This is a genomic window from Anabaena sp. FACHB-83, assembly GCF_014697485.1.
Taxonomy (GTDB): Bacteria; Cyanobacteriota; Cyanobacteriia; order Cyanobacteriales; family Nostocaceae; genus Nostoc_B.
Genome location: NZ_JACJRY010000030.1, coordinates 24,693 through 49,913 on the forward strand (window position 1 = coordinate 24,693; position 25,221 = coordinate 49,913).

Below are 25,221 nucleotides of genomic sequence, written 5' to 3' on the forward strand. Positions count from 1 at the left end.
TCACTGCGTAAGTCCCACTCAATTGAGAATCAACAAGGTTATTGACTTATTTTTGTTTAAGCTGTAGTTTCATTATTGTACTTAAATACGATATCCCGATAGGTATGCAGTAGTTTAAGCAGATGAGACCAATATTTAAATTTAAGTAAGTCGGTAAAAATAAACGGAACTAGGTAATACAGTGTCAATTTGTCTTAAATCTTGACAGATGATATGGACGTGTTAGCGGCTAGTCAGATGAAAATGCCTAAAGGCCAATTCACAAGTTAGGGCAAATGACGAATTTAACTAGTTAATTTTATTTAGATCCGACCTACTTAGCTTTTTATCAAAAGTTCGGTTTTTAGCAATTATTAATATTGTTCTTAATCTGCGTAAGCTTTATGCAGTATGAGTTTGTATAAAGTTTAGTTTGAATTTTAATTTGTTTTTTTGAGCAGTAAATACTATTGTGAATCACTTTGGATGTTTTTAATGAAAAGTGCAATTTAGTTATTGCTGCCGAGCCGAAGTCATAGTTTTCAGAATGTTTAAGTCAAGGAAAAGTTTTTTAGGGTTGTGGTTAATTACGGGAGTAGCGATCGCACTCTCACTCATCACGCCTCCAGCCTTTGCCACTAGTTCCAATTCCTGTCCAGCAGAAATGGTGATGATTCCCGGTGGCACATTCACGATGGGATCTGATAATTCCGGTTATCTAGAAGAACTCTCCGCACAAGAAGTCAAAGTTAGTTCCTTTTGTATTGATAGATATGAAGTAACTAACGCCCAATTTGCAGCCTTCGTCAAAGCAACAGGATATGTCACCATTGCCGAGCGTCCTTTACCCAAAGAACAGTTTCCTGATTTGCCAGATGAACAGAGATTACCGGGTTCTCTGGTGTTTGAAATAGCCCAACCAGGCGCAAAGTATTTAAGTTGGTGGCATTGGCAGACTGGGGCGAATTGGCAACATCCTTTTGGAGTGGAAAGTGCCATCACAAATCAAGATAACTATCCAGTCGTGCATATTGCCTACACAGATGCCCTAGCCTACGCCCAATGGGCAGGTAAATCACTCCCGACAGAAGCGCAATGGGAATATGCGGCTCATGGAGGATTAGATAATGCAACTTATACTTGGGGCGACCAGTATTCCGCGAAAAAAGCCAACACTTGGCAAGGCATTTTTCCCTTTTTTAATACTAAAAAAGATGGTTATGTCGGTATTGCACCCGTTGGTTCCTTTTCGCCTAACGGTTATGGTCTGTACGACATGACAGGTAATGTTTGGGAATGGACGAGCGATTGGTTTCAACCGGGACACAACCACAAAACCCACACGCTCAATCCCACAGGCCCAGAAACCAGCTTTGACCCGAATAAACCCACAGAAATTGCTCTACACGTTATCAAAGGTGGGTCTTATTTGTGTGCGCCTAACTATTGCAGCCGCTTCCGTCCGGCGGCGCGAGAATCTCAAGCACCCGATACGGGAACAACTCATATTGGGTTTCGCTTAGTAATGAATTTGACTACAGAAAGGATGCAGAATGAAGTTTAAATCCAAGCATTGGGAATTGTTCAGAGAAATAGCAAAGGCGATCGCTTTATCTTTGCTCATCACTTTGTTGATGGTCAATAGCCCCGCCTTTGCAGCTACATCAGAAGTTTTACCCGTTCCCTTCCCAGAATTCAAAGGTAAAATTGGCCTCACCTATAAAGAATCACAACCAGACTTTCCCCAACCCATCACCGCCCCAGCCAAAGCCCCCAACGTCTTGCTAGTAATTCTAGATGATGTCGGTTTTGGACAAGCCAGCACCTTTGGCGGCCCGGTGGATACGCCTAACCTAACTCGCCTCGCCGAAAGAGGATTACGCTACAACCAATTTCACACCACAGCCCTGTGTTCGCCTACCAGAGCAGCTTTGTTAACTGGACGCAATCACCATTCAGTCAATACAGGGGTAGTAGAAGAATTAGCTACAGGTTATCCTGGCTACACAACAATTTTGCCGAAAAGTGCTGCCACCGTTGCCGAAATCCTGCGACAAAATGGCTACAACACCTCAGCTTTTGGGAAATGGCACAATACACCAGACTTTGAAACCAGTGCCGCCGGGCCTTTTGATCGCTGGCCTACCGGGTTAGGGTTTGAGTATTTTTACGGCTTTCTTGGTGGTGATACTAACCAGTGGAGTCCGGCTTTGGTCGAAAATACTAAACGTGTAGACAAACCCAACAAGCCAGATTATCACCTAACACCTGACTTAGTAGACCATGCGATCGCCTGGATTCGCAATCAACAATCCATCGCGCCAGAAAAACCCTTTTTCGCCTACCTCGCCACCGGAGCCACCCACGCACCCCACCACGCCCCCAAAGAGTGGATTGAAAAGTACAAAGGCAAATTTAACCAAGGCTGGGATAAATTACGCCAAGAAACCTTTGCCCGTCAAAAACAACAGGGTGTAATTCCTGCCAACGCCCAACTTACACCCCGCCCCCAAGAATTGCCAGCGTGGGATTCCCTCTCCGCCGAACAGCAAAAACTCTATGCCCACATGGCTGAAGTATTTGCTGGATTTTTAGCACATACAGATTATGAAGTCGGCAAATTAATTAATGCCGTTGACCAACTCGGTGAACTAGATAACACCTTAGTTATTTATGTCGTTGGAGATAACGGTGCGAGTGCCGAAGGTGGTTTAACAGGTAGCGTCAACGAACTGCAAGTTTTCAACGGTGTACCCGAAAATCTCCAACAACTACTAGCTGCTTATGATGACTTGGGTAGCCCCAAAACCTTCAACCATTTTCCGGCGGCTTGGGCTTGGGCAGTTAACACGCCTTTCCAATGGACAAAGCAAATCGCCTCTCATTTTGGCGGGACTCGCAACCCCTTGGTAATTTCCTGGGGCGACAATATCAAAGACCAAGGTAGTATTCGCAGTCAATTTCATCATGTAATTGATATTGCCCCCACCATTTTAGAAGTAGCGGGAATTGCTGTCCCCAAAGAAGTTAATGGTGTCAAACAACAAGCGATCGAAGGTACTAGCCTTGCATACACCTTTAACCAAGCTGATGCGCCCTCCCATCGAGAAACTCAATACTTCGAGATGCTGGGCAACCGAGCAATTTACCATGAAGGTTGGGTAGCAGCTGCGCGTCATGGTCGCTTACCTTGGGAACGGACGGTAAAAGGCAGCTTTGAGACAGATGAGTGGGAACTGTACAACATTGCCGAAGATTTCAGCGAAGCGAAGAATCTAGCCAAGCAAAACCCCCAGAAGCTAGAAAAACTGCAAAAGTTGTTTTTAAAAGAAGCCCGCAAACATCAAGTATTACCGTTAGACGATCGCATCGCCGAAAGATTTGATGTGAAAATTCGCCCCAGCCTCACCAAAGGACGCACCACTTTCACCTACTATCCTGGTACAGTGGGCATTCCCGAAGGTAGCGCCCCCAATCTCAAAAATCGCTCTTTCAACATCACAGCTAACGTAGAAATTCCTGAAAATGGTGCTGAAGGTGTCCTTTTAACCCAAGGTGGACGCTTTGCTGGTTGGAGTTTCTTCCTAGAAGATGGTAAGCCCACATATATCTACAACTACGCCAATACTGCCCGTTACATCATCCAAGCCCCAGAAAAGTTACCTCCTGGTAAATCTACACTGCGGTTCAACTTTGATTATGACGGTGGTGTAGGTGCAGGCGGCATCGGCAAACTTTTCATTAACGACCAACAGGTAGCCGAAGGACGCATAGAAAAAACCATCGCTTACCGTTTAGCCCTAGACGAAACTTTTGATATTGGCAGAGATACAGGTACTCCAGTTGTAGATAGTTATCAAGTACCCTTTGCTTTTACTGGTAACTTACAACAAGTCAGTTTGGAGTTGAAGTAATAGAGAGTGGGAGTAGGGAATGGGGAGTGGGGAGTAGTGGTTCGGCTACGCTCAGTACAAGTTCGCTCACTAACTGTGATTGGGGAATGGGCTTTAATACAACTCGAATCTTTGTCTTCTTTTGCTATTCCCTGTTCTCTGTTCCCTATATAGCAGTCCTAAATCATTTGTAAAATTTCTATATCTTTTTCTTCTTTCTTACCTTTGCGTCCTTGGCGGTTCGTTTCTATATCTATGTTTTTCACGACTCATTTAGGATTGCCATATCCCTAAATATTTTATTCTGCACGATGAATTAAATCATGAATGAACTATTAGTATTAACTGACAAGCTTGCACTGTTCACATTCATTGTTTGCACTATGTTGGGTGCAGGTTTAAGTTTAACGCTACAACAAATTTGGGAACCTCTTCGCAGTCCCCGGCTTGTTGTGTCATCTCTGCTGGCGAATTTTGTTTTAGTGCCACTTTTTATCTATTTGCTAGTACAAATAGTACCTTTAAGTGAACCGTTAAAAGATGGTCTACTAGTCATGGCAGTAGCATCGGGGCCGCCAGCTTTGCCGAAACTAGCTCAAATAGTTAAGGGTAATATCGCCTTTTCTGTAGGATTAATGATGCTGTTGATGCTTGGCACTATTTTTTATATGCCGATTGTACTGCCATTAGTGGTGCAAGGTGTAGAAATTAACTCTTGGGATATTGGCAAACCCTTGTTATTGCTGATGGTTAGCCCATTAGTAATTGGATTATTGATCAAAGCTAAATTTACTGCGATCGCTCCCATTATCCAGCCAATTTTTTTCAAGTTATCTAGTGCTGGATTACTTTTAGGTCTGGTAGTCAGACTATTTATTCATACTAACGATATCATCACATTATTAAAAACAGGTGCAATCTTTGTTTGTGCGGTCTTTATTATTTTCTCCTTTAGTGTTGGTTATCTTTTAGGCGGACCTGGAATTGATACCCAACGTGTGCTAGGCGTGGGAACTGCCCAACGCAATTTTGCCGCAGCATTATTAGTGGGTACGAGTAATTTTTCCGACCCTAATGTAGTGAGCATTATTATGGTGACGAGTCTATTAATGATGGTGATAGTTATTATTATGGGGCCAAAGTTTATCGAACTAGACCAAGTAACAAATGCAGAAATCAAACAGGTAGAGGTTTGATTTTAGGATGAGTGATGAGTAATAAGTAATGAGTAATGAGTATTTACTGATTACCCATTACTTATTACTTAAAGAATGCGAAAATAACTTTTCCCACTGCAAATTTTACTCATTCGGGAAAGGATTGGGCATGAATTTTTCACCTCTGAAAAGCTACAAAATCAGCAGCCTCACCCAATACCCTAGCTTTGTGCATTAATCTAGGTTATTTGTGAATGACAACAGGTGTTCCGACGGATGCCCAATTAAATAACCACTTAGCATGGTTCGGTGCGACATTGATGCAACCATGACTTACAGGTGTACCAAATTTTTTATGCCAGTAAGCTCCGTGGATTCCGTAGTTACCTTGGTAAAACATTGCATAGGGTACGTTGGGAACGTCATAATCTCTACCACGCATTCGGGTTGATTTATGTTTAGACTGAATTGTAAAGCTGCCAGTACGTGTGGGAGTGGACTTTTTGCCTGTGGAAATAGTAACTGCGTAAACAGCTTTTCCGCCTTCCCAGGCTGTTAATCTTTGAGTTGCAAGATTAACCTGTATCCAACGTTGGTCGGATTTTTGTAAGGTTTGGATGTTTTGTTTAATTGTCTCGTTTTTGGAACTGGCTGTGACTGTATTTGTGCAAACACCAATCACACTCAAACATACTGCTGCACCAATCACTAATTTTTTGAAGTGGTGCATTGGGTGAGAATCAATCAGACTTTTCATGATGTATGCACTTTTACCAGGTAGTCTTAAGAATTTTTTCCTTTTTACTTTGTAGCCTAAAAAATCAGTAGATGTGTATTTTGCTACGCTAAATTCTGCATCAGGTTACTGGCAGATTGGGCGATCGCTTGCCAATTTTCTGCTGCTACCAACTGTTTTGGAAACAATTCACTACTTAAGCCCACAGCAACAGCCCCAGCTTGGATAAATTCGGAAGCATTTTCTAGGCTGACTCCACCTGTAGGAATTAAAGGAATATGACCCAAGGGAGCCTGTAAACTTTTGATATAACTGGCTCCGCCTACTGCTTGCACAGGAAAAACTTTCACACAACTAGCACCGTGATGCCAAGCTGTGACAATTTCTGTAGGAGTCAGCGCCCCTGGAATGATTGGCACATCTTTAGCGACTGCGGTGTGAATCATTTCAATATCAATATGGGGTGAAAATAAGAATTGCGCCCCAGCCGCGATCGCATCTTGTAACTGCTGCACGTTGAACAGTGTACCTGTGCCAATTAGACAATCTGGTAATTTCATCCGTAATTTAGCGATCAATTCTGCGGCGCGTTCGCTAGTCCAGGTAATCTCAATTAGCTGCATTCCTCCAGATGCTACCGCCATCGCCATTTTTTCTCCTATTTCGATTTTGGGCGCACGGATAACTGCGATCGCTCTGTTTTTTCGCAACTGTGATAACCAAACTTGATTAGACATTCTCGCTGGGACAAACAAGGCTTGAAAATATGTACTACCAGCGTGACACATTCTAGAGGCACAGGGAGTGTTGGGAGAGAGGGGAGAGAGGGGAGTGTGGGGAGTGTGGGGGGAAAGATTTCTTCACCATCCTCCCACACTTCCCACACCTCCCACACCCCTGGATTTCTCTCACAAGAGAGAAATCCAGGTTTCCTACTCCCCCCTCCCCAGCTACGAAAAAAGGACTGGATAAACCAGCCCTTTTTTGTAATTATTTAATTTGTTTATTTTAATAACGGGATTTTTTGTTTTTGAGTTTTTGTTTTTTACGCCGTTTTTCAGAAGTGGCAACTGCCATATCTACCGGATAACCAACAACAGGAATTACTTGATATTTGCGCTCATCTTCTAAGTTTCTCAGTTCTGTGTAATTTACCCAATGGATACAATCAACCGGACAAGTGTCAATTGCTTCTTGGATGACTTCTTCCGCGTCCCCGTCTTGGCGAATTACGCGCGATCGCCCGTAATCTGGTTCAATGTAAAAAGTATTTCGCGCAACATGAGCGCAGTGTTTACAACCAATACAGGTGATTTCGTCAACATAAACACCCTTTTGGCGTAACACTCCACCCAACTCCGGCTCTAAACCAGAACGTTCTGGGTTATCCCGCAAAAAACCCCCTAATTCTGGTTCCAAACCGGAACGATTATCTTCCTGTTCCTCCGGCGAAGGCAGAAAATCAGCCATTACGCACTCCAGCGTTGTACTACTAAGCGAATAGAACCGTCTGCATTTTTTTGTTGTTCAGCAACTTGAAAACCAGCCAATGCAGTTTCCTTAACCACTGTTTGGTAAGCATAACGTTGGGTGACTTGGCGCAAGAAACCATCTACAGACAGATTTTGTTGCCAGTACTGCAAGTCAGCTACTAATTCGTATTCTTTGCCATTCCATCTAAAGCCGATGTCATAGCCATTTTCCTGCTCAATGGTGACTTCCGCAGGATGGGTTTGACCGCGATAGCCACGTACCTCGCGGGGGCCTGGTTTCCAGTCGATGCCCAAATCGGTTAGCGCATCTTTTAAAGAATCAAGGTTACGGATTTGAGTCTTAATTTGGCTAAAGTGTGACATGGTGGTTGTAAATCAACGACAATAAACTGTTAGAAAACTTACCATTCGCTGTAAGTAGCTTGCGTATTCGCCTGATTCGATTGGTGTAACTGATTGGCGAAATATTCTGAGGTTGGCTCTTGATTAAGTACTTGCCCCAGCTGTGCTTCTATTGCCTCTGTTACTTCAGCACAAGAAGCACCCACAATGCCAGTGACTTTCTCTTGTACCCGACCGTCTGGATAAATTATGAATTCTAATGTCTCCATGCTTTTGGCCAACCACGATAGTAAGCTTGGACTGTACCCCCTAGCACAATGCTAAGAATCCTGTCCAGGGAACATTGTTACTTAGACACAAACTTGCCATTTTTTAACTAATGTTCCATCTCTCAATATAAATATCTCAGAAAATTTACAAAAGTTATTATTTTAATAAGTCATTACATCTGTCATTAGTTAGTCTCTCTTAACCTTCTAGAATAGTCAAGTTTAAAATTAAGTTAGTTAATTCAGGGATAAAAGCCTTTCAAACCAACACTCTTCGGTAGTATAGCTAGATCAGTCAGTCACAAAACTATGCAATTTATTGAAAAAGTTTATCATTATGATTAGATAAACCCTATTCTTCCTGTAGGGTGATATGGCAGGTAAGGGACTTCTAATTAAAATAGGACTTACGCAAAAAACGAAAAAGTAGGGTTTTAGAACAGGGTGCGGGGGTATGAGGGTGTAAGGGTGTAAGTATTCAAAACCCCTTACGCCCCATACCCTTTCACCCCCGCACCCAATCCCTACAGACAATTTTGGTGCGTAAGTCCTGTAAAAAATAACCGCTCTTTCCTACTCCCCACTCCCCACTCCCCACTTTCTACTCCTAACCTGTAAAGATAATTTCAAAAATCAAACCTAATTACTATATTTATGGCAACTGCTTCTCTTACCGATTCTCTAGTTCCTAACCCTGTACCAAAATCGGCAATCATTCGTTTAGAAAATATCTTTAAAACCTACGGTAGTGGCGAAACTGAAGTCAAAGCACTGAACAATGTCAACTTGACCATCAACGAGGGCGAGTATTGTTCAATTATGGGGCCTTCTGGTTCAGGTAAATCCACAGCCATGAATATTATCGGCTGTTTAGACCGCCCCACAGACGGACATTACTATTTAGATAACGTTGATGTTGCCCAAATGGATGATAAAGCTTTGGCACATATCCGCAACAAAAAATTGGGGTTTGTCTTTCAACAATTCCATCTATTACCCCAACTGACAGCCTTAGAAAACGTGATGTTGCCAATGGCTTATGCTAATGTTAACCCCACAGAAAGACGCGATCGCGCCGTTGTCGCCTTAACCAGAGTTGGTTTAGAAAAGCGCCTAAACAACAAACCAAATCAACTCTCAGGAGGACAACAACAAAGAGTAGCGATCGCCCGTGCTATTGTCAACCGTCCCGTCGTTCTCCTCGCCGATGAACCCACAGGCGCACTTGACTCTCGCACCACCCAAGAGGTACTAGACATTTTCACCGAATTAAACGCCAGTGGGATCACCGTAGTCATGGTAACTCACGAACCAGATGTCGCCCGACAAACTCAGCGCATTGTTTGGTTCCGCGATGGTGAAATCATACACTCTCATCTCACACCCAATGATTTGACTCACTTGGCTGGTTAGAGGTTAGAGGCTAGAGGTTAGAGGCTAGAGGTTAGTACAACAAGGCAAAAGTAAAAAGGCAAAAGGAAAAAGAAAGAATAACGATACCACAAGCCTTTTAGCAATTTTTTATGGTCACTGAGCGTAGCCGAAGTGTGGTCTGTTTATTTACGCCGACCTGTACTAGAGGTTAGAGGCTAGGAAAGGTATTAATTTTGAGATATTGAAGTTACGCCACTACAGGCTTTTTATCTAACCTCTAGTCCCCAGATCCTAGCCTCCCCTCTACATACATTATTTCGCATTGTTCTTTTTATCTAGCCTCTAGTAGTCTGCCAAGAGAACTTTGTGTGGTGGCTGGCAGAGGGGCAGGGTAGAGAGTACCTTCATTCCCCCCTGCTCCCCTGCTCCCTTACAGGGTCTACACAGCAATATTGGGTTGGTGGACTACTAGCCCCTAGCCCCTAGCCTCTTTACAGACTGGAAGTTTTACCAGTTTCTGCTTGTGTTTCAATGGGTTGGACATCACTGTAGCCCATTTCACCCGCTATGGTTCTAAAAACTGACATTTGTGCTTCAAAATCTAATCCTTCAATTTGAGACAGCAAATCATTAATTGCATTACCAGTTTCGTAATCATCAGGAAAATCAACTACTGTATCACCCATTGCTACTGCCCAAACATACCAAACTAATAATTGATTATTTTCTTTTAATGCACCATAGGCGCGGGAATATTCTGTGTCTTTGCGGTTAACTATATCCCGCATTACATTTAATTGTGCTTCCTCAGAAAGTTGTAAATAATCATTTAATAAAAGCGGTGCTAATTCTGGTTCAGCAGCAGCCGGAGCCGCAGGAGTAATAGAGTCACCCATGTTTTCATAAACCAGATAAAACCATGCTAATTTAGCATCAGTATCTAACTTATTAAAAGCTTTTACCACACTTTGGGTTGCGTTGCTTAATGCTTGAGTAGCATTATTTTCGTAATTTGCAGTCATGATTTATCACCAGGAAATTAACATATCAAACTAAGAGTTAACAAGGTTTTGTAATTACAATCTCCCTCCCAGAGAAAGACTTATTTTAATAGAGGATTAAAACTTATCTCTGTCTTGTAATAGAGGTAATAATCTCTCTCTAGGTGGCAGTAATTCATAAATTTACCTTGATACAATCGCCCCAGAATTTAATCAAATTACACAAGGTGTTAAATTATGGCTGATACAATAAAACCCAATCCTAATGAAGCTACTACCCATGATGCACAATTAACAGCCGAAAATATGGCTAGTGGCGAGGAAAAATTACAAAAAGTCGATTTTGATGCTGATTACGCAGCCGCACAGCAGTTTAGCATCAGTGAAATAGATCGCACTCCCGAAGGAGAAGCCGCCGCCCAAGCTGCAACTGCACCTAAATTAGAAATTCCCGAAGCTGAAGATAGAACCACTGAAGCACAGCCTACAGGGAACCCCGATGATTATTTAGAATTAGCTAAAGAAGTTGGGCGTTCTGATAATGAAGGCGTATCTAATGTTAGTGATGATTTAGTCAAACAAGCTATAGAAAAAGGTCAACCTAAAAAATAGCCATCTAAGGTATGAAGTATGAAGTATGAAGTGTGAAGTATGAATTGTTCTACTTTATCTTTCATACTTCATTTTTAATTTCATAGCCTTAGCCTCATAGATGAGGAAAGTATTGATTGCTGGAAGCATTGGGATTAATAGGTTTATACTTAGACATCTGCTAGATCACACAGGAAAATTAACAACAATTTTGAATAACATCTAGCAGTTCGCTAGGATGATTGATTAAAAAGTCAGGTTTTTGCTTTAATAAGACTTCTGGAGAGTTAAACCCCCAAGTGACAGCCACTACCTTAATATTGGCTTTTTTGGATGCTTCGATATCTCTAGTTTCATCACCAACGTAAATTACAGCTTGAGTTGAGAGTTGTTTTTGCTTTAATAAATTATTGATGATGGTTGTTTTGCCAAAAATTGTGACTCCAGAATAAATGAAATCAAATAGGTTATCTAATTCGTGGTTATTCAGAAAAGCTGTAACATTTTCTTTAGAGTTAGATGTGATAATTCCTAACTGATAACCATGATCTTTCAGTTCTGTGAGTGCTTCTTTAATTCCAGGAATTGGCTGAAATTCGTGAATTTTATTCTTGAGTTCTGATTTAACTTTTCTGAGGAGAAACGGAATCTTTAGGAGAGATACGCCTGAGTATTTAATAATTTCTCTAGAAGTTAAATTTCTCAAATGAGCGAGTTGTTCAGGAGTGATTTGTTTATAACCAAATTCTGTCGCTAAACGATTGGCAATACCAACAAGAGCATCTACTGTATCTGCAATTGTGCCATCAAAATCAAAAACGATTACTTTCTGAGTCATTATTTTGCCTAGATGCGTCAAGATTAGCACGGGCATTCCGTCTTAACATTTCTGGCTTAATCCGCCGCAACGCTGATGCCGGAAATTGTTGATCCCACTCCTCATCTGAGATTTTTGCTAATTCTATCAGCTTGGGCGCGATATTCCCAGGATAAGGTTGAAAATCTGCCACGTCGGTTGTCTGGGCAAATCGCTGATTCCAAGGACAAACATCTTGGCAAATATCACAACCTGCAACCCAGCCTTGCAAGTGTGGTGCGATCGCCTCTGGTAATTTTTCCCCCCGATTTTCTATTGTATGATACGCAATACAGCGATTAGCATCTACTACAAAGGGTTGCGTAATTGCACCAGTGGGGCAAGCTGTTAAACAACGAGTACAGCTACCGCAATGTTGTGTATGGGGGCGATCGCATTCTAGTTCTAAGTTGGTCACAATTTCTCCCAAAAATACCCAAGAGCCATACTCTCTGGTAATCACATTCCCATTTTTAGCAATCCAGCCAATTCCTGCTTTTTGCGCCCAGACTTTATCCTGCACAGGGCCAGTATCTGCATAGTACCTGGCTTTTACACCTTCACCCAGAGATTCTAACCAGCTATTTAGCTGCTTGAGTTTCTTGTGCATTACTTTGTGATAGTCTCGTCCCCAACCGTAGCGGGATATTTTGGCGTATTCTTCACCTTCGGGGCGTTGATGTGGAGTGTAATAATTCAGTGCCACACACACAAGCGATCGCGCTTCTGACATCACTAAACGAATATCTTGCCGCTTGGGATTATCCATCCACTCCATATCAGCGTGATAACCCAGTGCTATCCATGCTTGCAGTCTTTGAACTTCTGTATGATCTACCCCTTCTACAGCAGCAATTCCCACTTTGTGGAAGCCTAATTCTACAGCTTTTTCTTTGACTGCTTGGCTAGTTACAGAATTTTGATTCATGTGTTTGAGCTAAACTCTGCTCAAATTTTGGTTGCTTAATTATACACTCTACTGTCAAATCTGCCATAGAAAATTTGCCAGCCCACCTATTTGTAAATTTTATTTGCGGTTTGTAAATAAATGATGCAACATGGAAATGTCAGAGGCAAAGCCACAAAAAATACTGCAAACCTCTGACTAGATTCTCAGCACACTTAACTAATCAACTGTGGTGCCATCATGACATTCACTTCTGATTCAGCTTCAACCCGCTTCTCCAATGCTGTTAACTACAGCATCCAGGCTGTTGATGCCGTGACTTCCACCATTACCGTATTTCAAAACCTAAGTGTGGATGACCAACTAGCAGTGCTGTGGTATGCTTACACAGAAATGGGACGTTCTATTACACCAGCAGCTACAGGTGCAGCTCGTTTACAGTTAGCTGAAGGTCTACTGAATCAAATCAAGCAGATTTCCCACACAGAGCAACTAAACTTTATGCGTGACTTGGTTGCCAAGAAAAATACTGCCCTCACTCGCTCTTATGGTATTTTGAGCAATAACACCAAGTTAGCTTTTTGGTATGAATTGTCAGAGTTAATGGTCAAGGGTTTTGTTGTACCAGTACCAAGCGACTACAAGCTTTCTCGTGATGGTGGACAAGTATTAGAAGCAATCAAAGAATTAGATTTTGGTCAACAAATTACTGTTCTTCGCAAAGTAGTTACTGAAATGGGTGTTGACCCTTTAGCTGACTAATCTGTGATATCCTCCCAACCTCAATGATTTGCCAAACACTGTTCCCAGATTTTTATCTGGGAACAAATTCTTTCTTGAGGAATAGTGCAAGTTAACAATCTACTTCAAAAGCAGCTTTTTTTATTTTTACTTTTATATTCAAATTAATTTTTAGTTAGCTTAATACTACTAATTTTATGAAAACTGCTGAATCTATAAGTGCAATTCAAATTGCAGGAATTACAGAACCTTGCATCTTAGATTATTTTGCCAGTCTCAATGCGGGTCAATTTCAACAAACAGCCGCACTGTTTTCTGAAGATGGTGTGATGTATCCGCCTTTTGAGTCTGGTATTGTGGGGAAAGATGCGATCGCAGCTTATTTACAACAAGAAGCCCAAGGACTTCAAGCCTATCCCCGTGAAGGAATTATTGAAAATATAGAAAATAACCACATCCAAGTTCAAGTAACAGGTAAAGCTCAAACCTCTTGGTGTGGTGTAAATGTTATCTGGCTATTTATCTTGAACCAACAACGGCAAATTACTTATACCAAAATCAAACTCTTAGCTTCTCCCCAAGAATTATTAGCGTTACAGCCACAAAATAGGGGTTAGAGTTTAGAGGCTAGTGGCTAGAAAACAAGTTTTTCTGATTTAGTTCTTATTTCAAAACTTATCAGTGCAGCGTCAAAAATACTAACCTCTAATCCCTAGCCATTAGACCCTAACTCTTAGTAGCCACTGCTAACTGCAAAGAGCGCATTAACAATTTTCTACCCAATTCAACATCTGCTGGAGCGCATATCCAATCAGGATGCGCTGTCATAAGCAGGCTATCTAAAGTTTCTTGATCAAACAAGTGCCAAACAGGAACATTATTAACTTCCATTTCGATCGCATAGCAATTCAGGCTAACACAGTAAATCTTACAAGCTTCAGCCATTCTGACCAAAGTCATTTTCTCTCCTGGTTGTAAAGCACGAAATTGGCGGATAGCCTGTTTAAAATCGCTGATGGAATCAACCACTAACCCAGGAATAGCTATGGTTAAACTTTTGTCTCCGTTGACTGCAATCCAATATTGGCGGCTGGGATCAATCCCTTCTAACCAAGGAAACTCATCATCAAGACGGTAACGGGGAGACAAACAAAATAAAGCTTCCATAGGCGGAATCACGACTTTAATTGTAATTCAGGGGTAATTTTTCACGCTGATTGTTACCAAATAATTAATTTGGTAACTCTATTTTTTACAGTATTTGATAAGTAGCCCCTATAAATCAAATAAATTTAGTAAAAGTTAGCATTTTGCTTAACTTTTCTTAATATCTCCCTACCGCCTATGGAACTCATATTTGATTTCTGAAAAAAATCAGTACGCTCTTTCCTACTCCCTACTCCTAGTTTGTGAGCTACGGTGTACACACAAGTTTGCCCAGAGAGAGTTTCCGTGTACACCGTAAGGAGGGGATAATTATCTAGACTGATTCTTGTCGCTACCAATATTATCAGTAGTAGAAGAATTGGTATTTGATGAGCCGTTGGGTTGATCTGAGCTTTGAGGTATGACAGTTTTAGATGTATTCGTTTGACTCCCATCGGCCGAGTTGTTAGTACTATCTTGGCGAGGGGTAGTTTGTGTTTCTGAATTGGACGGCTGTTGAGATGGAACGGTGATATTAATGTCTGATTGAGCAGGTATATTGACTGGTGGCACTTGCTGTTGAGGAACTACAATAGGTACTTCTCTGGTTCTTTCAATAATTGTGGTTTGTTGTGGTTGGGGAGATGGAAGCCCACTGTTAGGTGAAGGGGTTACGACTGGTTGAGTTTCGTTAATTACTGTTTCTCTGGGTTGATTAAAGTACCAAAATGCACCAACAATTAAGCCAGCTAAAGATGTGAGCAAAATTCCTAATAGCAAACCACGAGAGGCATTTTCATTGTCACGAGCGGCTAAATTAGCTTGTTGGTAATTACGCTCAATTTCTCGACCATTGGCGTAACCATTACTGTAAGAACTCACATTGTTGTTAACACTTTCACTGGTGCGGGTCACGTTGGTGTGAGTGTTACCATAATTATCGGTGTAAGATTGTTGTTTAGTTTCGCTGTTATAAGTTTCACGATCGCCTGAATTTGTCATAATATTAATTACACTCCTAAAATATTGGTTGACAAAGCTAAACCTTTGCTAAAAAAGCAATTGCCATAATAATTTACAAAGAACTTCCAAAAGTTTAGTTCTTTTTTTTACTTGGCTTTTAATGATATTCAGCATACATTCTGCAATTACATCGACGGTTCTATCTAGAGTCGGGAGTTAATCATCTGCCAAAAGAATGAGTATGGGGTGGATACGGCAACTGATTGAAAGAAGTAATGAGTAATGAGTCAAAAACTTACTTATTACTCACTACTTAATACCCATTACTCATTACCTGTTACTTCAAAATGGTCAAGCTTGCTGACAGGCGATCGCTCATACTAAAAAATAGTCAACTAGCACATACATTAAATAGATGTTTTCCTGTCCCAGCAAATCTCAGACACCCCATAGTGGCTATCATTGGGATGGTAGCGATCGCCGTTTTTTTGAAGGCTGGTATTATCGTGTAACCTTGCCAGACTGCGGACAAACCTTTGCTTTCATGTACTCCATTGAAGATCCCACTGGTGGTAAAGCTTATAGTGGTGGTGCAGCCCAAGTCCTCGGCCCAAACGATGAGTATTTATGCCGGACTTTTCCCGATGTAGAAAAATTTTGGGCTAGTCGAGATGTCTTAGCTTTAGGACATTGGGGAAAAACCAACCTCAGCACTCAACCCATATACCTTTTACCCACAGAATTTGCACAACATATTCAAGAAGGTTACCAAGCCACAGCTAAGATCAATCAGGGAATCATTCGTGATCCTGCAACGGGTTTTTATTGTCGCTGGTTGTACGAAATTCAGCCGATATATGGTTGGGGAAATCACAATAGTCTTCAGCAATCAACTGCTGGCTGGCTGTCATTTTCACAGATTTTTGAACCGGGCTGGCAAATTTTAATGGCGCACGGTTTAGCTAGTGGTTGGATAGACTGGAACGGCAAAATTTATGAATTTACCAACGCGCCAGCCTATGGTGAGAAAAACTGGGGCGGGGCGTTTCCGCAAAAATGGTTTTGGCTCAACTGTAATTGCTTTGATGGCGAACCTGACTTAGCATTAACCGCAGGTGGTGGTAGACGCGGTGTATTGTGGTGGATGGAATCTGTCGCCATGATTGGAGTGCATTATCAAGGCAAATTTTATGAATTTGTCCCTTGGAACTCCCAAGTGCAATGGAAAATTCAACCTTGGGGTAGATGGCAAATGCACGCTAGAAATTTAAACTACGAGGTTGAGTTGACAGGAACTACGCATCTACCAGGTACACCCCTACGTGCGCCGACAACAAATGGCTTAATGCACTGTTGTCGAGATACTATGCAAGGAAATCTGAATTTGGAGTTGCGAAAAATTAGTGACAAACAATCTCAAATTATCCTAAAATCACAGAGTTCTCTGTGTGGTTTAGAAATAGGTGGTGGTTCTTGGGACAGTTCGTGGCACTCTAGCTGAAACTACTGCTATTATATTTATGCTTCGTAGTTGGGGCTGTAGCTCAGTTGGATAGAGCGAGCGCCTCCTAAGCGCTAGGCCGTGCGTTCGAGACGCACCAGTCCCGTCGTTGTATCAAAGTAAAGTTCAACAAATTTGGTCAGCAGTTTTTACGGAATCTTCCGAATTTGTGTGAATTTAACTCTTAAATACCTGCTGATTGGTTTTATGTCCAGTTCGGTAGGCATAAACAGCAAATTCCCTAGACAAAACAGGGTAGATTTGCTAAAAATCTGCTAGTCTAACTTATACTTTTAGCTTATTCAGAGAATCTACGTCTTAGTCACACGAAATCATAGAGCCTTGAAGAACAATTTTTTGTTTACAGGTAAATCTTTTCGGTTTATGGTTCTTACCTTACCGATATTATTTTGGTTCGGTTACAAAGAAGTTCAAAAACAAACCCAGCCACCTCAAGCAGTATTGGTATTGGGTGGTTCAACCAAAAAATTAGAAAGAGAGAAATTTACTGCGGAGTTTGTACGTAAGCATCCGAAGTTACCCATCTGGATTACGGGTGGAAGTCCCCCTAGAACAACTCGCAGTGTATTTGTCAAGGCTGGTGTTGATCCCAAGAGATTACACTTGGATTATGAAGCGGTAGATACAGTTACTAATTTTACCAGCTTAGTAGATGATTTGAAAGCCAAGGGGATAAAAAGAGTTTATTTGATTACTTCTGATTTCCACATGCGTCGTGCTTCGGTTATTGGTGAGATCATCTTAGGTAGCCGAGGAATTGACTTTCAGCCAGTTTCTGTTCCTTCAAAATCGCCACCGGAACCGATAGAAAAATCTATCCGTGATGGAGCTAGAGCGTTAATGTGGGTAGCAACTGGTTATACTGGTGCAAATGATCCTAGCAAGGGTGGTAAATCCAGAATTGAGAGTAGAAGATAAAAAGTAAAAGAGCAAAAATCTATTTTTTACTTTTTACTTTTTACTTTGTTAGTTGCCTATGCAGCCATTTCTTGTACTAGCACAAAGGGCTGTACTATTAGAGTATTAAAGCGTTTTTGACGATCGCCATTCCATATTCCCACTTGGTCTACGGAAGGTTTGGTAATTAGTTGCTCATCAATCCACTGTTGTACAGATTGGGTGTTATCATTTGCGATCGCTTCTCCTACATCTAACAAACTTAGCCCTTGTGCTACCAAAATCACTGCATCGCGCTGCACATGGGGAATTAACCAATCCCATTCCGCCTCATCTAAACCTTCTGTTAACTCTGCTCTTAAATCTGACATGATTGCACGTTCATCTTGATATACATTCGATTTTACATGAGAGGTTAGGAGCTAGAGTCTGGGGGATATATAGGCATCCTATTTTAGATATTAATCAGAGAGACAAGGTAGACAAGGGAGATAGATGTTGGTAAATCATTTAGGGTAATTATCTACAGCTTCGCACAGACAAAATTCATACCTCTAACTGAGATTTATAACTACAGATAGATGTCAATCTATAATCGTCAATTATTGACAGTTATTCTTAATTCTTATACTATTGAAGAAATTAGTTGCAAATATTTTGCAACTTTTTTTGTGCCATTTTTGTGATTTTAAGGTGATGCCCAACAACTTGCTTCTGGGTAAAGAGCAACTATTCAGCCGTCGTCAACTGCTGAAACTGGGAATATGCGGTGCTGGGGTTGCTGGTACTGCTGCACTTTGGCATACTCTGAATGCACAAAGCAAGTCGATAGTCAAAGTCCCACCGTTGGCAATAGCAGCAACAAGCCAAACTACAAATCCTATGCAGATGCTACGAAATTTCGATTATGGCGTAGTGAAGCAGGAGAACGGACGGACTGTCAGAGAATTTCAGTTAACTGCGGGGACTTCTGTCATTCAGCTTAATAGTGCTGTTTCCTATAATGTTTGGGATTTAAATGGTCGTATTCCAGGGCCGACGTTACGGGCGAAGCAAGGCGAACGTGTGCGGATACTATTTCTCAATAAGGCGGGACATTCTCACTCTCTACATTTTCATGGTGTTCATCCCGCAGAGATGGACGGTATTCGTCCAGTCAGCAATGGTAGTGCAGCAATTTATGAATTTGACGCAGAACCTTATGGGGTTCACTTATACCACTGCCATATTGCACCAGTGACTCGTCATATTGCCAAGGGTTTATATGGGATGTTTATTATTGATCCTCCCACACCGCGCCCCCCGGCTGATGAGATGGTGTTAGTCATGGCTGGATATGATGTCAATGACGACAGCCACAATGAATATTATGCTTTTAACGGATTACCACATCACTTCATGGATAATCCCATCCCAATTTATCAAAATCAATTGATTCGTTTGTATGTTCTTAACATCATTGAATATGATCCGGCGGTGACTTTTCACTTACACGCCAACTTCTTTGATGTGTACCGCAGTGGAATGACGATGACTCCCAGTGAGAAGACGGATGTGATTACGATGGGTGTTGCAGAACGGCACATTTTAGAATTTGCTTTCCGCTATCCAGGTAAGTATATGTTCCATCCTCATCAAGATGCGATCGCAGAAAATGGTTGCATGGGTCAATTTGAAGTAATTGCTGATAAATCTTCGCAACCTCCTCGCAAAACTTCTTAACTAAATTCAACGAGTGAATTTACGTCAAATCAACAACAAACAGTAATGTTAGTAGCTTTATATCTCAAATATATTGAAAAAAACATTAAAATACATACAAAATTTTAATCACTAGTTGCTAAAGTATGGCATTAGCTAGAAAATGAGCATAGCTAAATCTACGACACTAAGTCATACAAGCTGTTAAAAACATGAAAAAATTTAAATACTTTTGTTTAACTATTGCTACTGCTGCAATTGTCAGCCTGAGTGCTTGTAACAACACCCCAACCGCAGAAAATCCCTCTGCGCCAGCAACCACTTCACCCTCAACAGCCCAAGTCACAGAAGCGACAACTCATAGCGGTCATGGCGGCAAAGCAAAAATTAATATTAATACAGCGATATTGTCAGAATTAGATAAATTTGAAGCAAAATTAGGTGTACCGGCTTTATCAAACAAAATTCAAGCTAGTCGTCCTTATGCTAGTCCCGAAGATTTAGTGACTAAAAAAGTAATTACCCAAGAACAGTTCGACCAAATTAAAGACCAAGTAACGGTTCAGGAAGTTGTGTTAACAGGTGAAGCCAAAGATGTCGATTACATGACCAAGTTAGGCTTAATGAAAGGACACCTGTTAGTAGCCCAAGAATTGTTAGACAAAAACCTGCCAAAACAAGCCGAACCTCATATTGGACATCCAGTTGAGGAAATTTATGTGGATGTCGAAGATCAGTTGAATGAACGCAAAGTGAAAGAATTCAAGACAACTTTGGTGAGTTTGCAAGATTTAGTCAAATCAAATCCCAAGAATGCCAAAGTTAAAACTGATTTTACTGCTTCTGTAGAATCTGTAGATGGTGCGATCGCAGTTCTACCAGAAGCGCAACGCACAAAGCCAGGATTTGTGCTTCAGGTAATTAATGGCTTGTTGGATGCTGCTAACTCTGAATATGGGGCAGCGATCGCAGATGGTAAAATAGCCGCAGCCATTGAATATCAAGACTCTCGTGGTTTTGTGGTTTATGCCGATGACTTATATAAAAGTATTTCTAGCCAAGTAGCGCAAAGTAGCCCCGATGCAAATAAAGCCATAGAAGCTAGTTTCAGTGACTTGGTAAAAGTTTGGCCTAGCGCCGTTCCTCCCGCCAAACCAGTCAAAACCCCCGTAGAAGTGACTCAGTTAATCAAAACCATTGAGCAGAATTCTCAAAAAATCATTGATAAATCAAGTACACAAGCACAGCGATAGACTCTAAACTAACAAAAAAGTAGAGAGTCAAACGTTTAAAATAAGTGAGCCATGAGCAAATAATTAGAGATGAAACGTAAAAGTTTCCTGTGCTTCATTCCTAATTAATGACTCATCAGGCTCCATTTATATATTGCTGAACTTAACAACTGATGCAAGAACTCGACCAAACTAAGACTATAGAACTCCTCAACACCATAATGGAATTTGAGTTAGCAGGAGTAGTACGCTACACACATTATTCCTTGATGGTGACTGGCCCGAATCGTATTCCCATTGTGGCTTTTTTCAAAGCCCAAGCCAGTGAATCTTTACTTCATGCTCAACAAGTCGGGGAAATTCTCACAGGTTTAGATGGACATCCCACCCTGAGAATTGCCCCAATGGAAGAAACTTATAAGCATTCCGTCAGAGACATTTTGGCAGAAAGCTTGTCTCATGAAAAGAAAGCATTAGAATTGTACAAAACTCTCTTAGATACTGTCAGCAATGCTAGTGTCTATTTAGAAGAATTTGCCCGTGGCATGATTGGACAAGAAGAACTGCATAATCTCGAATTGAAAAAAATGCTGCGAGATTTTAGCTAATAGTTAATAGTCAATAGTCAATGGTAAAAAATTATCAACTTTCAACTCTTGACTTTAGACTATTGACTTTAGAAAATGTTTTAAAAACTATCTCGTTAGTTGCAAAACATTTTAGATTCCCCCTAAATCCAAGCCACTGAGGGATTCGGGGAACCTGTCCAACCCAGTGGCTCCCTTAAAAAGGGGAAACTTGAAATAAATTCCCCCTTTTTAAGGCTACGGTGTACACACAAGTCGTCCAAATTACAATGAAGGCAATTTGTAGTTTTTGCTTAATTGTTTTATTTCTGCTGGGCTGGAGTGGAAATGCAATAGCTGGTGAATTATCTGAACATTTAGAAAACTTTCCTCAGTGGAAAAAATTAACTTCTGTACAGCCAGCTTCTGATGATTTAGCTTATCCTGAATGGATGGCTGGTACTTGGAAAGTGACAAGTACATTAGCAGATTTAGCAGCGCCATTAGCACCAGATATTGTTACTCCTGGCTTTGAAAGTAACCGTAAACAACTGAATCAGCCTGTAAGTTTTATTGTCAGATTTATTAAAACAAAACCATCAATAGAAACTGGTATAAAATTTATTCCACAAATCAATAATTTACCACCAGTTTTAGTAGCAGATAGAGCATTTAATAGTTTGAATTTGGCTAAGGCTTATTTAGGTAAAGAGGCAGTATTATCTGTGAAGGTTGATCCAGATTCGCCTAATCGCCAAATTACACTTTTACGTGGAGAACGGCAATTAGTCTCGATTGTCACAGCACGGGCTATAGAAAGTATTTCCGAGTATAAATACATCACAGCAGAAGTTTTTCAACAACTATTTAAAGGCAGTTCTCGCCCTTATTTTAATTCTGTAGAATCTACAACTGCTTACCATAAATTAGTGACAACTAATCCTACTATTGAGGCAGATCAAGTTACTGCTGTTTATCTTTCTCCCCAAGATCCAGATTATTTTCGGGCGGTTTCTCAACCAGTTGCGCTTTATCGCTATCGCTTAGAATTTTTTCCTGTAGAAGATAATTATCACCCAGAAGAATGATTTGCTAAATTAGCTCTTGACTATTTTGTAATACGTATGTAGTATAGTGTTCCAAGCTCACGATCGCACTCTTGGACAGAATAGATCATGGCAACATTTCGAGATATTCTCAACTATTATCGTCCCCACTGGAAACTGAGCCTTTTCAGTATTACTGCATCGAGCATTTACGAAATTATTGATTTGATTGTCCCCTATGCGATTGGGCAGATTTTAAATGTTTTGTCTAACCAACCGTTAGATAAACCTTTACAAAGTGCGATCGCATCTATTTCTGAAGTTACCAATTACCCAGTCGGTAAAACCCTATCTTTGGTAGTTTTACTCGGTTTAATTTTTATCGTAACGGTAGTGCGAGCGCCTACACAACCTTGGTTAACTCATTGGTTTCATTGGGATATCGCCTTAAAGTTGCGTCGCACTAAAAGTCAAACAGCTATAGAAAAAATTCTCACTCTCCCTTTAGAATTCTATGATGTAAATAATCCTGGACGCATTGCCGGCAGAGTAGCAAGAGGTATTTCCAACCACACTTGGACTTATCCAGAAATTGCCGGACAGTTGATTCCCAAATTATTACGTGTGTTGGGAATTTTTGTGTTTATCTTGTTAATTGAGTGGCGAATTGCGCTGTTATATCTGATTTCTTTTGTAGTTATCCTCGGTTTTAGTTTAAAAGATTTACAGCGAATAATCTGGCATGAAAGCCGTGTAGATAGATACGCTGAAGATACAGAAAGTCGCACATCAGAAATCATCACAAATATCAAAACAGTCAAAGCATTTGCTACAGAAAGCCAAGAACTTAAACGCCAAAATATGCGTTTGCAAAGGGAACTGACAGTAGTTGATTATCGTATCCACAAAGATTACGTGAAACTGGCTACTTGGCAGAGAAGCGTCATTCAGTTTTGTGTGTTTATGATTTTGGGGTTAACTTTAGCAGCCACAGTTAATGGTCGAATTTCTCTCGGTCATTTTGTGATGACCTTGACTCTTTCTAGCATGGCTTATGCTGAACTCGAACCAATTAGCACCTTAGCAGAAGTTTTTGCACGCCGCTATTCTTCAATGTTGCGGTTTCACGAATTTTTGCAAGCACCAACAGGATCAGATGCAGCTAGTTTATTAAATGCAGAAACCGAGACAGAATCACCCTATACATTTACAGGGAAATTAGAGTTCTCACAAGTGAGTTTTGGATATGATGCTAACCGTAAAGTATTACAAGACATCAACTTATTGATTGAACCTTACCAAACAGTCGCTTTAGTTGGGCGTTCTGGTTCTGGTAAATCAACTTTAGTGAAACTACTATTACGGTATTTTGAACCTCAAGATGGTCAAATTCTGATTGATGGGCGGGATATTCGTACCTTGGATGTGGGTAAGTATAGACGCAGATTGGCGATCGTTCACCAAGAGGTAGATGTTTTTAACGGCACAATTTTGGATAACCTCACCTACGGTAGAGCAAACGCCACCTTGGAAGAGGTGCAAGAAGCCTGTAAGATTGCCAGAGTTGATGAGGTACTCCAGACCCTACCCCAAGGCTATTACACCGTTGTTGGGGAACGTGGCGTGAGGCTATCTGGCGGACAAAGACAGCGCCTCGGAATTGCGAGGGCGTTGTTAGTTAAACCAGATGTGCTGATTTTTGACGAAGCTACCTCCAGCTTAGATTATGAATCAGAACGTTCCATTCAATTAGCAATGCGATCGATTCAAGGGACTTGTACCACAATTGTGATTGCTCACCGTTTGAGTACAGTCCGCGAAGCCGACAAAATTGTAGTGTTAGAAAAAGGCAGAATTGCGGAAGTTGGTAGCCACGAAGAACTACTGCGTCATGAAGGTATTTACCAACGCTTACACTCTTTACAAGAAACAGGCGAACTATTAAGTTAATCTCTAGTCGCAGTCAAAGATAGTAACCAAGGGTGGGTATGATTATCCTCACCCTACACACATCTCTGGAAACTGAGTGACATACTCCCACACTGATGCAAGCATACAGTGTGGGCTTCTCATCCAATCCAGCTATTGCTTCTCCTGACGGAGACGCTACGCGAACGGAGGCGATGAGCTTTGTTTTGAGTCCACGGAATGCCCTACCGCAGACTATGCAATTTCTTACCTTGTACCCTACAAATTTCACTGTCCTGGATGAGATGCTGGCTGTCTTGCAAAGTTTGGCGGGACGGAAACCGACACCGCCAAACTTTGCGCTATTTGCTCTATCGGACAAACCCGAAGGTAATTTGTATTAATCAAGATGTGCCTACTTACTTTTATGCTGTGCAACGGAGTCGCTTACCAATGATCGCAGTGCCACTGGGCAGAGGCTTATCAGACACCAATACGGGCGAAGTTAACCAAAATAATTATACCAGAAAAACAAGGGATCATGGTGACTCCTCACCGACCCCTTGTCCTGTCAAGCCGAAGGCTGGAATTGGTTAGGGGTCAGTTCGTCGCCACCCAAAAATTCATCTCATCGCTCCTGCTGTCGCAGTGAGCGAGAGGCTTCTTTTTGTTTTAGCTAAAAACTTTTCTCGCTCCCCTTGCAGTTATGAAAATCTACTGCTAAGATAATAAATCGTGGGACATGCGGGTCGGTGTCCGAGTGGTTAATGGAGACGGACTGTAAATCCGTTGGTTTACGCCTACGCTGGTTCAAATCCAGCCCGGCCCACCTTCTCAAAGTGAAATTATGAGTTATAATGACTGAGTATTCAGCAGAGTTAACAGCATTATAGCTCATAAC

Annotated in this window: 27 protein-coding genes and 2 tRNA genes; 18 read left to right on the plus strand and 11 right to left on the minus strand. The window is 41.3% G+C overall.

Going from position 1 to position 25,221, the window contains the following annotated elements:
• Positions 1-526: 526 nt before the first annotated feature.
• The 3 genes from H6G79_RS25850 (at position 527) to H6G79_RS25860 (ending at position 5,068) form a co-directional block, all read left to right on the plus strand.
• Positions 527-1,543, plus strand: a complete 1,017-nt coding sequence (locus H6G79_RS25850; protein ID WP_190591526.1) for a formylglycine-generating enzyme family protein — start codon at positions 527-529, stop codon at positions 1,541-1,543.
• A complete protein-coding gene (locus tag H6G79_RS25855; RefSeq protein ID WP_190591527.1) occupies positions 1,533-3,893 on the plus strand; it encodes a sulfatase-like hydrolase/transferase in 2,361 nt (786 codons plus the stop codon). Before H6G79_RS25850 ends, H6G79_RS25855 begins: the two co-directional genes overlap by 11 nt.
• 302 nt (positions 3,894-4,195) lie before the next feature.
• Positions 4,196-5,068 carry a bile acid:sodium symporter family protein gene (locus tag H6G79_RS25860; RefSeq protein ID WP_190591528.1) on the plus strand — a complete coding sequence of 291 codons (873 nt, stop codon included), beginning with the start codon at positions 4,196-4,198 and terminating at the stop codon, positions 5,066-5,068.
• Between the two features lie 205 nt (positions 5,069-5,273).
• Here the strand turns inward: H6G79_RS25860 and H6G79_RS25865 are convergent, their stop codons facing one another.
• The 5 genes from H6G79_RS25865 to H6G79_RS25885 form a co-directional block, all read right to left on the minus strand.
• A complete protein-coding gene (locus H6G79_RS25865; protein ID WP_190591529.1) occupies positions 5,274-5,786 on the minus strand; it encodes a L,D-transpeptidase in 513 nt (170 codons plus the stop codon).
• 83 nt (positions 5,787-5,869) lie between these two features.
• Complete coding sequence (locus tag H6G79_RS25870) at positions 5,870-6,502, minus strand: bifunctional 4-hydroxy-2-oxoglutarate aldolase/2-dehydro-3-deoxy-phosphogluconate aldolase (RefSeq protein ID WP_190591530.1); 633 nt, start codon at positions 6,500-6,502, stop codon at positions 5,870-5,872.
• Between the two features lie 271 nt (positions 6,503-6,773).
• A complete protein-coding gene (locus tag H6G79_RS25875; RefSeq protein WP_190591531.1) occupies positions 6,774-7,235 on the minus strand; it encodes a ferredoxin in 462 nt (153 codons plus the stop codon).
• The gene (locus H6G79_RS25880; protein WP_190591532.1) at positions 7,235-7,621 is read right to left on the minus strand and encodes a DUF1257 domain-containing protein; all 387 of its coding nucleotides are present in this window, start codon (positions 7,619-7,621) and stop codon (positions 7,235-7,237) included. The genes H6G79_RS25875 and H6G79_RS25880 overlap by 1 nt, the downstream gene beginning before the upstream one ends.
• Before the next feature lie 38 nt (positions 7,622-7,659).
• Positions 7,660-7,869 (minus strand): DUF2997 domain-containing protein, encoded by a 210-nt coding sequence (locus H6G79_RS25885; protein ID WP_190591533.1) that lies wholly within the window; start codon positions 7,867-7,869, stop codon positions 7,660-7,662.
• 654 nt (positions 7,870-8,523) lie between these two features.
• On the opposite strand from H6G79_RS25885, the gene H6G79_RS25890 reads away from it, so the two are divergent.
• Positions 8,524-9,282: an ABC transporter ATP-binding protein gene (locus tag H6G79_RS25890; RefSeq protein ID WP_199332980.1), complete on the plus strand. Its 759-nt coding sequence runs from the start codon at positions 8,524-8,526 to the stop codon at positions 9,280-9,282.
• 452 nt (positions 9,283-9,734) lie between these two features.
• On the opposite strand, the gene H6G79_RS25895 is transcribed toward H6G79_RS25890, so the two are convergent.
• Positions 9,735-10,265, minus strand: a complete 531-nt coding sequence (locus H6G79_RS25895) for an orange carotenoid protein N-terminal domain-containing protein (RefSeq protein ID WP_190591534.1) — start codon at positions 10,263-10,265, stop codon at positions 9,735-9,737.
• A gap of 216 nt (positions 10,266-10,481) precedes the next feature.
• Between H6G79_RS25895 and H6G79_RS25900 the strand changes: the two genes are divergently transcribed.
• Entirely contained in the window at positions 10,482-10,856 is a 375-nt protein-coding gene (locus H6G79_RS25900; RefSeq protein WP_190591535.1) for a hypothetical protein, read from the plus strand.
• Positions 10,857-11,034: 178 nt separating this feature from the next.
• Here H6G79_RS25900 and H6G79_RS25905 read toward each other — a convergent pair whose 3' ends face one another.
• On the minus strand, positions 11,035-11,673 hold the full coding sequence (locus H6G79_RS25905; RefSeq protein ID WP_190591536.1) for an HAD-IA family hydrolase: 639 nt from the start codon (positions 11,671-11,673) through the stop codon (positions 11,035-11,037).
• Positions 11,648-12,619: a tRNA epoxyqueuosine(34) reductase QueG gene (gene queG / locus H6G79_RS25910; protein ID WP_190591537.1), complete on the minus strand. Its 972-nt coding sequence runs from the start codon at positions 12,617-12,619 to the stop codon at positions 11,648-11,650. Before queG ends, H6G79_RS25905 begins: the two co-directional genes overlap by 26 nt.
• Before the next feature lie 219 nt (positions 12,620-12,838).
• Here queG and H6G79_RS25915 point away from each other — a divergent pair, with 219 nt between their 5' ends.
• Positions 12,839-13,360 (plus strand): orange carotenoid protein N-terminal domain-containing protein, encoded by a 522-nt coding sequence (locus H6G79_RS25915; RefSeq protein ID WP_190591538.1) that lies wholly within the window; start codon positions 12,839-12,841, stop codon positions 13,358-13,360.
• 176 nt (positions 13,361-13,536) lie between these two features.
• A complete protein-coding gene (locus H6G79_RS25920) occupies positions 13,537-13,956 on the plus strand; it encodes a nuclear transport factor 2 family protein (protein ID WP_190591539.1) in 420 nt (139 codons plus the stop codon).
• A 109-nt stretch (positions 13,957-14,065) separates the two neighbouring features.
• Here the strand turns inward: H6G79_RS25920 and H6G79_RS25925 are convergent, their stop codons facing one another.
• Complete coding sequence (locus tag H6G79_RS25925) at positions 14,066-14,506, minus strand: hypothetical protein (protein WP_190591540.1); 441 nt, start codon at positions 14,504-14,506, stop codon at positions 14,066-14,068.
• Positions 14,507-14,815: 309 nt separating this feature from the next.
• Positions 14,816-15,487 carry a hypothetical protein gene (locus H6G79_RS25930; protein WP_190591541.1) on the minus strand — a complete coding sequence of 224 codons (672 nt, stop codon included), beginning with the start codon at positions 15,485-15,487 and terminating at the stop codon, positions 14,816-14,818.
• A 376-nt stretch (positions 15,488-15,863) separates the two neighbouring features.
• On the opposite strand from H6G79_RS25930, the gene H6G79_RS25935 reads away from it, so the two are divergent.
• The 3 genes from H6G79_RS25935 (at position 15,864) to H6G79_RS25945 (ending at position 17,888) form a co-directional block, all read left to right on the plus strand.
• Positions 15,864-16,949, plus strand: a complete 1,086-nt coding sequence (locus H6G79_RS25935; protein WP_190591542.1) for a tocopherol cyclase family protein — start codon at positions 15,864-15,866, stop codon at positions 16,947-16,949.
• Between the two features lie 32 nt (positions 16,950-16,981).
• A tRNA-Arg gene (locus H6G79_RS25940) sits at positions 16,982-17,055 on the plus strand.
• A 278-nt stretch (positions 17,056-17,333) separates the two neighbouring features.
• The gene (locus tag H6G79_RS25945; protein WP_190591562.1) at positions 17,334-17,888 is read left to right on the plus strand and encodes a YdcF family protein; all 555 of its coding nucleotides are present in this window, start codon (positions 17,334-17,336) and stop codon (positions 17,886-17,888) included.
• Between the two features lie 56 nt (positions 17,889-17,944).
• On the opposite strand, the gene H6G79_RS25950 is transcribed toward H6G79_RS25945, so the two are convergent.
• Positions 17,945-18,238, minus strand: coding sequence for a DUF2288 domain-containing protein (locus tag H6G79_RS25950; RefSeq protein WP_190591543.1), 294 nt, complete (start codon positions 18,236-18,238; stop codon positions 17,945-17,947).
• A 325-nt stretch (positions 18,239-18,563) separates the two neighbouring features.
• On the opposite strand from H6G79_RS25950, the gene H6G79_RS25955 reads away from it, so the two are divergent.
• The 8 genes from H6G79_RS25955 (at position 18,564) to H6G79_RS25990 (ending at position 25,149) form a co-directional block, all read left to right on the plus strand.
• Positions 18,564-19,589 (plus strand): multicopper oxidase domain-containing protein, encoded by a 1,026-nt coding sequence (locus tag H6G79_RS25955; RefSeq protein ID WP_190591544.1) that lies wholly within the window; start codon positions 18,564-18,566, stop codon positions 19,587-19,589.
• Between the two features lie 191 nt (positions 19,590-19,780).
• Positions 19,781-20,821 (plus strand): helix-hairpin-helix domain-containing protein, encoded by a 1,041-nt coding sequence (locus H6G79_RS25960; protein ID WP_190591545.1) that lies wholly within the window; start codon positions 19,781-19,783, stop codon positions 20,819-20,821.
• A 152-nt stretch (positions 20,822-20,973) separates the two neighbouring features.
• Positions 20,974-21,408: a bacterioferritin gene (locus H6G79_RS25965; protein WP_190591546.1), complete on the plus strand. Its 435-nt coding sequence runs from the start codon at positions 20,974-20,976 to the stop codon at positions 21,406-21,408.
• 248 nt (positions 21,409-21,656) lie between these two features.
• Complete coding sequence (locus H6G79_RS25970) at positions 21,657-22,454, plus strand: DUF6816 family protein (protein ID WP_190591547.1); 798 nt, start codon at positions 21,657-21,659, stop codon at positions 22,452-22,454.
• Positions 22,455-22,541: 87 nt separating this feature from the next.
• Entirely contained in the window at positions 22,542-24,362 is a 1,821-nt protein-coding gene (locus tag H6G79_RS25975) for an ABC transporter ATP-binding protein (RefSeq protein WP_190591548.1), read from the plus strand.
• 95 nt (positions 24,363-24,457) lie between these two features.
• Positions 24,458-24,724 carry a hypothetical protein gene (locus tag H6G79_RS25980; RefSeq protein WP_190591564.1) on the plus strand — a complete coding sequence of 89 codons (267 nt, stop codon included), beginning with the start codon at positions 24,458-24,460 and terminating at the stop codon, positions 24,722-24,724.
• Positions 24,725-24,731: 7 nt separating this feature from the next.
• Positions 24,732-24,917, plus strand: a complete 186-nt coding sequence (locus tag H6G79_RS25985) for a hypothetical protein (protein WP_190591565.1) — start codon at positions 24,732-24,734, stop codon at positions 24,915-24,917.
• Between the two features lie 149 nt (positions 24,918-25,066).
• Positions 25,067-25,149: transfer RNA gene (locus tag H6G79_RS25990), tRNA-Tyr, on the plus strand.
• The last annotated feature ends 72 nt before the right edge of the window (positions 25,150-25,221 follow it).

Excerpts from the sequence above, each read along its gene's own strand:
- H6G79_RS25850 (WP_190591526.1), top strand. The coding sequence starts at position 527 with ATGTTTAAGTCAAGGAAAAGTTTTTTAGGGTTGTGGTTAATTACGGGA.
- H6G79_RS25855 (WP_190591527.1), top strand. The coding sequence starts at position 1,533 with ATGAAGTTTAAATCCAAGCATTGGGAATTGTTCAGAGAAATAGCAAAG.
- H6G79_RS25860 (WP_190591528.1), top strand. The coding sequence starts at position 4,196 with ATGAATGAACTATTAGTATTAACTGACAAGCTTGCACTGTTCACATTC.
- H6G79_RS25865 (WP_190591529.1), bottom strand. The coding sequence starts at position 5,786 with ATGAAAAGTCTGATTGATTCTCACCCAATGCACCACTTCAAAAAATTA.
- H6G79_RS25870 (WP_190591530.1), bottom strand. The coding sequence starts at position 6,502 with ATGTCTAATCAAGTTTGGTTATCACAGTTGCGAAAAAACAGAGCGATC.
- H6G79_RS25875 (WP_190591531.1), bottom strand. The coding sequence starts at position 7,235 with ATGGCTGATTTTCTGCCTTCGCCGGAGGAACAGGAAGATAATCGTTCC.
- H6G79_RS25880 (WP_190591532.1), bottom strand. The coding sequence starts at position 7,621 with ATGTCACACTTTAGCCAAATTAAGACTCAAATCCGTAACCTTGATTCT.
- H6G79_RS25885 (WP_190591533.1), bottom strand. The coding sequence starts at position 7,869 with ATGGAGACATTAGAATTCATAATTTATCCAGACGGTCGGGTACAAGAG.
- H6G79_RS25890 (WP_199332980.1), top strand. The coding sequence starts at position 8,524 with ATGGCAACTGCTTCTCTTACCGATTCTCTAGTTCCTAACCCTGTACCA.
- H6G79_RS25895 (WP_190591534.1), bottom strand. The coding sequence starts at position 10,265 with ATGACTGCAAATTACGAAAATAATGCTACTCAAGCATTAAGCAACGCA.
- H6G79_RS25900 (WP_190591535.1), top strand. The coding sequence starts at position 10,482 with ATGGCTGATACAATAAAACCCAATCCTAATGAAGCTACTACCCATGAT.
- H6G79_RS25905 (WP_190591536.1), bottom strand. The coding sequence starts at position 11,673 with ATGACTCAGAAAGTAATCGTTTTTGATTTTGATGGCACAATTGCAGAT.
- queG (WP_190591537.1), bottom strand. The coding sequence starts at position 12,619 with ATGAATCAAAATTCTGTAACTAGCCAAGCAGTCAAAGAAAAAGCTGTA.
- H6G79_RS25915 (WP_190591538.1), top strand. The coding sequence starts at position 12,839 with ATGACATTCACTTCTGATTCAGCTTCAACCCGCTTCTCCAATGCTGTT.
- H6G79_RS25920 (WP_190591539.1), top strand. The coding sequence starts at position 13,537 with ATGAAAACTGCTGAATCTATAAGTGCAATTCAAATTGCAGGAATTACA.
- H6G79_RS25925 (WP_190591540.1), bottom strand. The coding sequence starts at position 14,506 with ATGGAAGCTTTATTTTGTTTGTCTCCCCGTTACCGTCTTGATGATGAG.
- H6G79_RS25930 (WP_190591541.1), bottom strand. The coding sequence starts at position 15,487 with ATGACAAATTCAGGCGATCGTGAAACTTATAACAGCGAAACTAAACAA.
- H6G79_RS25935 (WP_190591542.1), top strand. The coding sequence starts at position 15,864 with ATGTTTTCCTGTCCCAGCAAATCTCAGACACCCCATAGTGGCTATCAT.
- H6G79_RS25945 (WP_190591562.1), top strand. The coding sequence starts at position 17,334 with ATGGTTCTTACCTTACCGATATTATTTTGGTTCGGTTACAAAGAAGTT.
- H6G79_RS25950 (WP_190591543.1), bottom strand. The coding sequence starts at position 18,238 with ATGTCAGATTTAAGAGCAGAGTTAACAGAAGGTTTAGATGAGGCGGAA.
- H6G79_RS25955 (WP_190591544.1), top strand. The coding sequence starts at position 18,564 with ATGCCCAACAACTTGCTTCTGGGTAAAGAGCAACTATTCAGCCGTCGT.
- H6G79_RS25960 (WP_190591545.1), top strand. The coding sequence starts at position 19,781 with ATGAAAAAATTTAAATACTTTTGTTTAACTATTGCTACTGCTGCAATT.
- H6G79_RS25965 (WP_190591546.1), top strand. The coding sequence starts at position 20,974 with ATGCAAGAACTCGACCAAACTAAGACTATAGAACTCCTCAACACCATA.
- H6G79_RS25970 (WP_190591547.1), top strand. The coding sequence starts at position 21,657 with ATGAAGGCAATTTGTAGTTTTTGCTTAATTGTTTTATTTCTGCTGGGC.
- H6G79_RS25975 (WP_190591548.1), top strand. The coding sequence starts at position 22,542 with ATGGCAACATTTCGAGATATTCTCAACTATTATCGTCCCCACTGGAAA.
- H6G79_RS25980 (WP_190591564.1), top strand. The coding sequence starts at position 24,458 with ATGCAAGCATACAGTGTGGGCTTCTCATCCAATCCAGCTATTGCTTCT.